Genomic DNA, 7,423 nt, shown 5'->3' with positions numbered 1-7,423 from the left:
TCCTGCGGGGAAATCCTGCTGAAGTGGACTTCGGTGGCGTACCGGGTCAGGACTTCGGAAACCGCACTTGATCCGGCGGGAGGCACGGCCGGGGCCTCGCCCACTTCATCGGCAATGTCATCGATGAATTTTGCCGTCAGCGCGTCGGTGGGCGTCAGCTTCGGGCCCACGGCCGCGCGAACGTCCGAATTTCCCGGGATGCCGCGGTCTGCCAGCCCGATCTCGCCGGCTTCAACGCTGTTGGCCAGGAAGTCGATGAACTTCTGGGTCTCCGCGGGATGCTTGGTCCGGGAACTGGCGGACCAGAACTGCGAAGCCTTGTAGAACTGCTCGGCTTTCATGGCGTCGCCCTCCACACTCGGCGGACGGTGGATTTCCAGTGCCTGCCCTGAGGCTTTGCTCAGTGCAGCAAGCTGGTTGGACCACACCCAGCCCATGGCGAAGCGGTTCGTTGCCAGGCCCTGCTGGTCCAGCGGTGCGCTGGCCTCTTCGGTCAAGACGGACGCACGCGGAACGGCCTTGGCGTCCCGCAGACCGGCCTGCATCTCGAAGTACTTCGTGGCATCGGCCTCGTCAAAGCCCAGGCCGCCGTCGTTCGTGAACAGGGACTTCCCGTGCTGGCGCATCCAGAGGTTGAAGGAGGCATCACCCACCACGCCCCCTGACCCGTAGATGCCGTCCTTGCTCTTGCTGGTGATGTCCGCTGCGGTTTTCTTGTAGTCATCCCAGGTCCAGCTCGAGTCATCAGGCAGCGATACCCCGCTGGCGGACAGGAGCGCGGGATTGGCCAGGACCACCAGGGCGTTCATACCGGCCGTGACGGCGAACTGCCCGCCGTCCGTCTTGCCGGCATCCGCGGCGGCCTGGTCGAACTTGGACAGATCCACGTCCTTGAGTTCCAGCAGGGCCCCGCGTTCGGCGTATTCGCCAAGGTACTGGGCATCCATCTGGATGATGTCCGGGGCGTCCTGCGAGGCAACCTGGGTGGCCAGCTTGTCCCAGTAGCCGGACCAGTCGCCGTACTCGCCCTTGATCTTAATGTTGGGGTTTTCCGCTTCAAAGGCCGCAATGAGCTTTTCCGTCATTTTGTGCCTCGTATCGGAGCCCCACCAGCTGAAACGCAGGGTGACCGGCCCGTCGGAGGCAGCCGGCGAGTTCCCGGCGCAGCCCGAAAGGGCCAGCGCCAGGACGGCCATGGCAGCCGCAACTTTGGGAATTCTGGATTTTCGGGCGCGTGAAAGCATTCGTTGGTCCTTTGATCTGGCAGTCGGGAGCGTCTCAGAAACCGCTTTCTCACAGACTAGGTGTGAGCCGCACCACGCGTCAAGAACTCACACAAAGTTACTTTTCCTCACAGGACTGCCAGTTCCGCACCCGCCGCGAATTCAGCCACAACAGAAGTCCGACGACGGCCGCGGACAGCATGGCCAGCGCACCAGTGACTACCAGGCCCGTCCGCACACCAAATTCCTCCGTCAGCCAGCCCGCCAGCAGGCCACCCAAAGCATGCCCGCCCAGCAGGAGCGGCAGGTACAGCGCCATCACCCTCCCCCGGACTTCGGGGCCCGCCTCCACCTGCACGGCCGTGGCGGCGCTCGTCAGGAACACCAGGGTCATCAGGCCCACCACGGCAAGCATCACGGTGAAAGCGACCAGGTTGGGCATCAGCGCGGCAACCAGCTGCGACAGCCCGAAGAGTCCGGCTGCGGCCACGATTCCCTTACGGCCCATGGTCCTCAGCCGCGCAGCGAGCAGCGCGCCGGCCAGGGCGCCGACGGCACCCACCGTGTTGAACAGGCCGAACCCCGCCGCACCGTTGTGCCACACCCGCTCGGCGAAGGCCGTCAGCACCACCGGTCCGTTCATGCCAAAGGCCCCCAGCAGGCCGGCAAGGACGATGATCAGCAGCAGCGAGGGCCGTTCCCGGACGTACCCGAAGCCGGCCAGCAGCTGGCCGCGTCCCCGGGACGCAGGCGTTGTGAGGTGCAGGAGTGCCGGCCGGACGGCGGCGATCAAGACCAGCACAAGCACGGAAAGCACGGCGTTCGCGGCAAAGGCGGCGGCGGATCCGGCCTGGGCGATCACCACTCCGCCGACGGCCGGTCCCACCATGGCGCCAAACTGGCCGATCGCGTTGTTGACGCCGATGGCCGGCCTCAGCCCGGCGTCGCCCACCACTTCGTTGATGAAAACCTGGCGCGCCGGACCGTCGACGGCCGACGTCACCCCCAGCGCAATGCAGCTTCCGTACACCGCCCACACGGTGATGTTTCCGCCGGCGTCCCAGACCGCCAGCCCCAGGGCCAGCAGCGCGATCACGGACTGGCACACCATCATGACGCTGCGCTTGGGAAACATGTCCACCAGCAGGCCGCTGAGCGGACCGATGACCAGCATCGGCAGGAACTGCAGCGCCACGGCGATCCCGACGGCGGCCGGACTCCCGGTGAGCTGCAGCACCAGCCAGTCCTGGGCCAGCCTCTGCATCCACACGCCCATGCTGCCGGCGAAGGTCATGCCCATGTACAGGCGGTAATTGTGCTGCGTCAGCGGCTGGTACCAGCGGACCGGAGTTTGGGAGGCGTGAAGGGATTCTGCGGACTTCGGGCTGTCGGAAGACACGTCTGGCTCAACTCGGTAGTAAATGGGAAATGCAGAGAAAGGCTAGGCGCGGCTGGACCGCATCTTGACGGCGGCGGAGGCCAGGATCAGCATGCCGGGCACCACCACAAACAGGGCCACGAGCATCCAGACAAAAACCACGGACGCGAACAGCGCCGCCGCAAGGAGGAGCGAGCCTGTCCAGTCACGCAGCGAGAGTGCCTTGGCGGTGGCCAGGGCTGCAGACCAGGCTCCCGGCGCGGAGGCTTCCTCGCCGTCTGCTTCCTCGCCGGCCACGCCGGGCCAGGCAGCGGCGGTGCGCAGGAGCAGGACTGCTCCGGCAGCGGCCAGGATCAGCGTGGCCGGAAGGACAACCGAGCTGCCCGGCAGCTGACCCACTGCTGCGAGCAACAGGTTAAGGACAATCACGACGCCGGCTCCCGCCGTCGTGATTCCCAGCTTCCAGCTGCCCGGGAGGGCGGCCCGGAACGTGCCCCAGAGGCCGCGCAGGGAATCGTCGCGGCCGGCGAGATGCCGTTCCAGATGGGCGATCCCGGCTGCGTACGCGGCGGGGATGGTGACCAGCGGGATGGACAGCACCAGCACCAGCAGCCCGGCCAGCAGGGTCTCGGAAAACAGGGCAAAGCGGTTTACCGGGATGGGTTCATTGCGGCCGGATGCGGGTGTGATGCTGTCCATGATGCTCATTTTCTGTATCCGTCAGCCCTTGAGGCCCTGGGTGGAAACGCCTTCAACAATGTAGCGCTGGAACACCAGGAAGAAGATCAGCACCGGGAGCAGGGCCAGGACGGACATTGCGATCATGGCGCCGTAGTCCGAGCTCTGGGTCTGGTCCACGAACAGGCGCAGGGCCAACGGCAGCGGATACTTTTCGGGGGTGTTCAGGTACAGCAGCGGCCCCAGGAAGTCGTTCCAGCTCCAGATGAAGGAGAAGATCGAGGTGGAGATCAGGGCCGGTTTCATCAGCGGCAGCATGATGGAACAGAAGATCCGCACGTGGCCGGCGCCGTCGATGCGGGCCGCCTCGTCCAGTTCGGCCGGGAGGTTGCGCATGAACTGGACCATCAGGAAGACGAAGAAGGCATCCGCCGCGAGGAACTTGCCGATCAGCAGCGGGATGTAGGTGTCCACCAGGCCGAGCTGGTTGAAGATGATGTACTGCGGGATGATCACCACGTGGAAGGGCAGGAGCAAAGTGGCGATCATCATGCCAAAGAAGATGCTGCGGCCGGGGAACTTGATCCGGGCGAAGGCATAGGCCGAGACGGACGCGGAGAGGACGGTTCCAACCACAGCGCCGATGGCCAGGACCAGGGAGTTGGTGAAGAACTGCAGGGTGGTCACCCCGCCGATCCCGTCCATGGCCGTGACGAAGTTATCGAAGCTGAAATTGCTGGACCACAGCGAGGTGTTGGTGCCGCCGATTTCGGAGTTCGGCTTGAAGGACGAGGCGATCATCCACAGCGCCGGGTAGAGCACCACGCCGGTCAGGGCCAGGGCTACGGCATGGAATGCCACGCTCTTGGCGCGCTTGGTGCCCGTGGATTCCGACGTCGGGTTGTAGTCCTGCGTCTGGAGCATCGGGGCCGACTGCTTCGGGGTTGCCATAGTTGTCATTTCGAATCACCGCTGTAGTGGACCCAGGACTTGGACGTGCGGAAGATGACCAGGGTAATAAGACCGACGACGATCAGGAGCAGCCAGGCCATCGCCGAGGCGTAACCCATCCGGAAGTCGCTGAAGCCGCGCAGGTACAGGTAGAGGGTGTAGAAGAGGGTGGAGCCGGCTGGGCCGCCTTCACCGTTGGAGATGATGTAGGCCGAGCTGAAGATCTGGAACGCGTGGATGGTTTCCATCAGCAGGTTGAAGAAGACCACCGGGGAGAGCATGGGCCACGTGATGTTGAAGAACTTCCGCACCGGGCCGGCGCCATCCATCGACGCCGCTTCATACAGGTCCGCGGGGATCTGCTTCAGGCCGGCGAGGAAGATCACCATCGGGGCGCCGAACTGCCACACGGTCAGCAGGATGAACATCGGCATGGTCATGGCCGGGTTGCCCACCCAGCCGCCGAGGTTGATCCCGAAGAAGGACAGGCCCTGGTCCACCGGACCGGAATCGCCGAACATCGCCTTCCAGACGATCGCGATGGACACGGACGCGCCGATCAGGGACGGGGCGTAGAACGCGGAGCGGTAGAAGCCCTGCCCCTTGCGCTTGCTGTTCAGCAGCATCGCTACAGCCAGCGCCGCGGCGAGCTTCAGCGGGGTACCGAAGACCACATAGCCCACGGTCACGCCCACCGACTGCAGGAACCGCTCGTCCTGGAACATGGTGGCGTAGTTGTCCAGCCCGATCCATTTGGGCGGATCGAAAAGGTTGTAGTTGGTGAAGGACAGGTACAGCGAGGAAACCATCGGGCCCAGGGTCAGGACGATGAATCCCAGCAGCCAGGGCAACAGGAAGGTGTAACCGGCGCGGGCATCCGCCCCGCTCCGCTTTGATTTGCGCGGAGCGGGGGCGGACTGCGTCGAACGCCTGCTCAGGGTTGGGCTTTGAGTCACGAGTTCAATCCGTCAGTTGGGAACGTCGGGCAGACAATACGCTGCTCAGGCGTTCTGCTTGATGAGGTCTTCGGCTTCCTTGAACCACGCGTCAGCCGCGCCGTCAATGGTGAGCTTGCCGTAGTTCAGGTCAGAGCTGACACGCTTGAAGGAGGCTTCCAACGTGCCGAAACCGACGATGGGCGGTTCCGGAGCGTCCTTGAGGTATTTCTCAATGGACTTCTCGTAGTCAACAACCAGCTTGTCCGTGCCTTCAAACGTGGTGCCGTCGCGCTGGGTCTTGGATGCCGGAACGCCGCGGGAGGTCTTGAAGATCTGGCCTACTTCGGGGTCGTTGACCATAAAGTCGATGAACCGGGCGGCGGCGTCCTTGTTTTTGGTCTTGGCGCTGGCCACCATCAGCATGGACGGCTTGAGGAACAGGCCCAGGTTGTCCTTGTCATCGGAGGGAACCGGAACGAGCTTGAGCTCCTTGGCGCCGCTGTCACCGAGGTAACCGGCCATGAAGTTATCCCAGGTGACTTCCGTGGCGGTCACGTTCGAGCCAAAGGGTGACTTGGGGGCGAGCTGGGTGACGCGCTCTTCGGAAACGATGGCAGGGGTGCCGCGGAGAGCTGCTGCCTGGTTCCACCATTTCTTAAGGTCGTCCTTGCTGAAGCCGAGCTTGCCGTCCTCGGTGAAGGCCTCGATGTTGTTCTGGCGCAGCCAGATGTTGAACATCCACCAGACGCCGGTGTAGTCCGTGCCGCCGAAGAGCGCGCCGTTGCCCTTGGCTCCGACCTCGGCCAGGAAGTCGTTGTATTCCTTGTAGGTCCAGGTGCCGTCCGGCTCTGCGATTCCAAGTGAGGCGAGCTTCGCGGGGTCGTAGTAGACGGCGAAGGCGTTGGTGCTGGTGGGGATGCCGTAGGTCTTGCCCCGGATCTGGCCGGATGGCAGGAGTGACTTGTCGAAGGCGTCCGTGTTGATCTTGACCGTGCCCAGGTCCAGGAGCTGGTTACGCTGGCCGTAATCCCGCATGTAGGACAGGTCCCACTGCATCACGTCGGGGAGGCCGCCACCGGCAGCTTCCGTGGCCCGCTTCTGCCAGTAACCGGCGAAGTCCGTGAAGTTGCCGTTGACCTTGATGTCCTTGTTTTTTTCTTCGAACAGCGCGATCGCCTTGCGGGTGCGCTCGGCGCGGTCATCGTTGCCCCACCAGGTGTAGTTGATGGTGACAGGGTTCTCCGCCGAACCCGTCTGGCTGGGGGCCGGTGAGCCACACGCAGCCAGTGCTGCAGCGGATGCCGTGCCGATGGCTACGGTGGTGAGGAAATTCCTTCTGTTGATCATGAGAGCCTCCTTGCTCGAGTTGTGCAGGCCAATGGCTTCTGTGATTACAACGTGAGTTGTGAGCTGGCTTACACGCTTTCTGAAACGATACAATACCGGCATTCCAAAGTTTGGGCAAGCGTTTTCCCAAACCTCGCGATTCAGGTACGTTTAGTCCATCCCGTAGACGAAGGAGTCCCATGAGCATGCAGCGTAATTCCGGTCCGGCCAGCGTCTGGAGCAACGTGGAAGGGATCGCCTACGGCGGCGATTACAACCCTGAACAGTGGCCCGCGGACATCCGGCTGGAAGACCTGGAGCTCATGAAGGAAGCCGGCGTCAGTTTGCTGAGCGTGGGCATCTTCTCGTGGGCCCTGCTCGAACCGGCTGAGGGCGAATACAACTTCGGCTGGCTGGATGAAGTGATGGACAATCTCGCCGCCACCGGGATCAAGGTTGCCCTGGCCACGGCAACGGCGGCTCCGCCTGCGTGGCTGGTACGCAAACACCCGGAAATCCTGCCGGTCACCGCTGACGGAACCGTGCTGGGACCGGGCTCCCGGCGGCACTACACACCGTCGTCGGCCGTTTACCGCCGGTATGCCACCGGCATCACCCGGGTGATCGCCGAGCGGTACAAGGACCACCCTGCGCTGGCGCTATGGCACGTGGATAACGAGCTCGGCTGCCACGTCTCCGAGTTCCATGGCGCGGAGGACGCCGCGGCGTTCCGCACGTGGCTGGAGCGCCGGTACGGCAGCATCGAGGCGCTCAACGCCGCCTGGGGCACGGCGTTCTGGTCCCAGCACTACGGTTCCTTCGAGGAGATCCTGCCGCCCGGCGTCGCGCCTTCCACGCTGAATCCGGGCCAGCAGCTGGACTTCCAACGGTTCAATTCGTGGGCCCTGATGGACTACTACCGGGAGCTG

General features: G+C 63.8%; 7 protein-coding genes. 1 reads left to right on the top strand and 6 read right to left on the bottom strand.

Features of this window, described 5'->3' with window-relative positions; translation table 11 throughout:
* From V6M49_RS10305 to V6M49_RS10280, 6 genes are all read right to left on the bottom strand, one after another.
* Window positions 1–1,244 (bottom strand): ABC transporter substrate-binding protein (locus tag V6M49_RS10305; protein WP_332761051.1); only part of this gene is annotated, 1,244 nt, incomplete at its 3' end.
* A 97-nt stretch (window positions 1,245–1,341) separates the two neighbouring features.
* On the bottom strand, window positions 1,342–2,622 hold the full coding sequence (locus tag V6M49_RS10300) for an MFS transporter (RefSeq protein ID WP_332761050.1): 1,281 nt from the start codon (window positions 2,620–2,622) through the stop codon (window positions 1,342–1,344).
* A 42-nt stretch (window positions 2,623–2,664) separates the two neighbouring features.
* The gene (locus V6M49_RS10295) at window positions 2,665–3,309 is read right to left on the bottom strand and encodes a Poxvirus protein I5 (protein ID WP_332761049.1); all 645 of its coding nucleotides are present in this window, start codon (window positions 3,307–3,309) and stop codon (window positions 2,665–2,667) included.
* A 12-nt stretch (window positions 3,310–3,321) separates the two neighbouring features.
* The gene (locus tag V6M49_RS10290) at window positions 3,322–4,239 is read right to left on the bottom strand and encodes a carbohydrate ABC transporter permease (protein ID WP_332761048.1); all 918 of its coding nucleotides are present in this window, start codon (window positions 4,237–4,239) and stop codon (window positions 3,322–3,324) included.
* A complete protein-coding gene (locus V6M49_RS10285; protein ID WP_332761047.1) occupies window positions 4,236–5,186 on the bottom strand; it encodes a carbohydrate ABC transporter permease in 951 nt (316 codons plus the stop codon). The genes V6M49_RS10290 and V6M49_RS10285 overlap by 4 nt, the downstream gene beginning before the upstream one ends.
* Window positions 5,187–5,231: 45 nt before the next feature.
* Entirely contained in the window at window positions 5,232–6,515 is a 1,284-nt protein-coding gene (locus V6M49_RS10280; protein WP_141141525.1) for an ABC transporter substrate-binding protein, read from the bottom strand.
* Window positions 6,516–6,694: 179 nt separating this feature from the next.
* Between V6M49_RS10280 and V6M49_RS10275 the strand changes: the two genes are divergently transcribed.
* A partial coding sequence (locus V6M49_RS10275) for a beta-galactosidase (RefSeq protein ID WP_332761046.1) occupies window positions 6,695–7,423 on the top strand: 729 nt, incomplete at its 3' end.

The sequence above is a fragment of the Pseudarthrobacter sp. genome, assembly GCF_036675385.1.
Lineage (GTDB): Bacteria > Actinomycetota > Actinomycetes > Actinomycetales > Micrococcaceae > Arthrobacter.
Note: the sequence above shows the minus strand (reverse complement) of the source record. Positions and strands in the feature narration are given on the sequence as shown.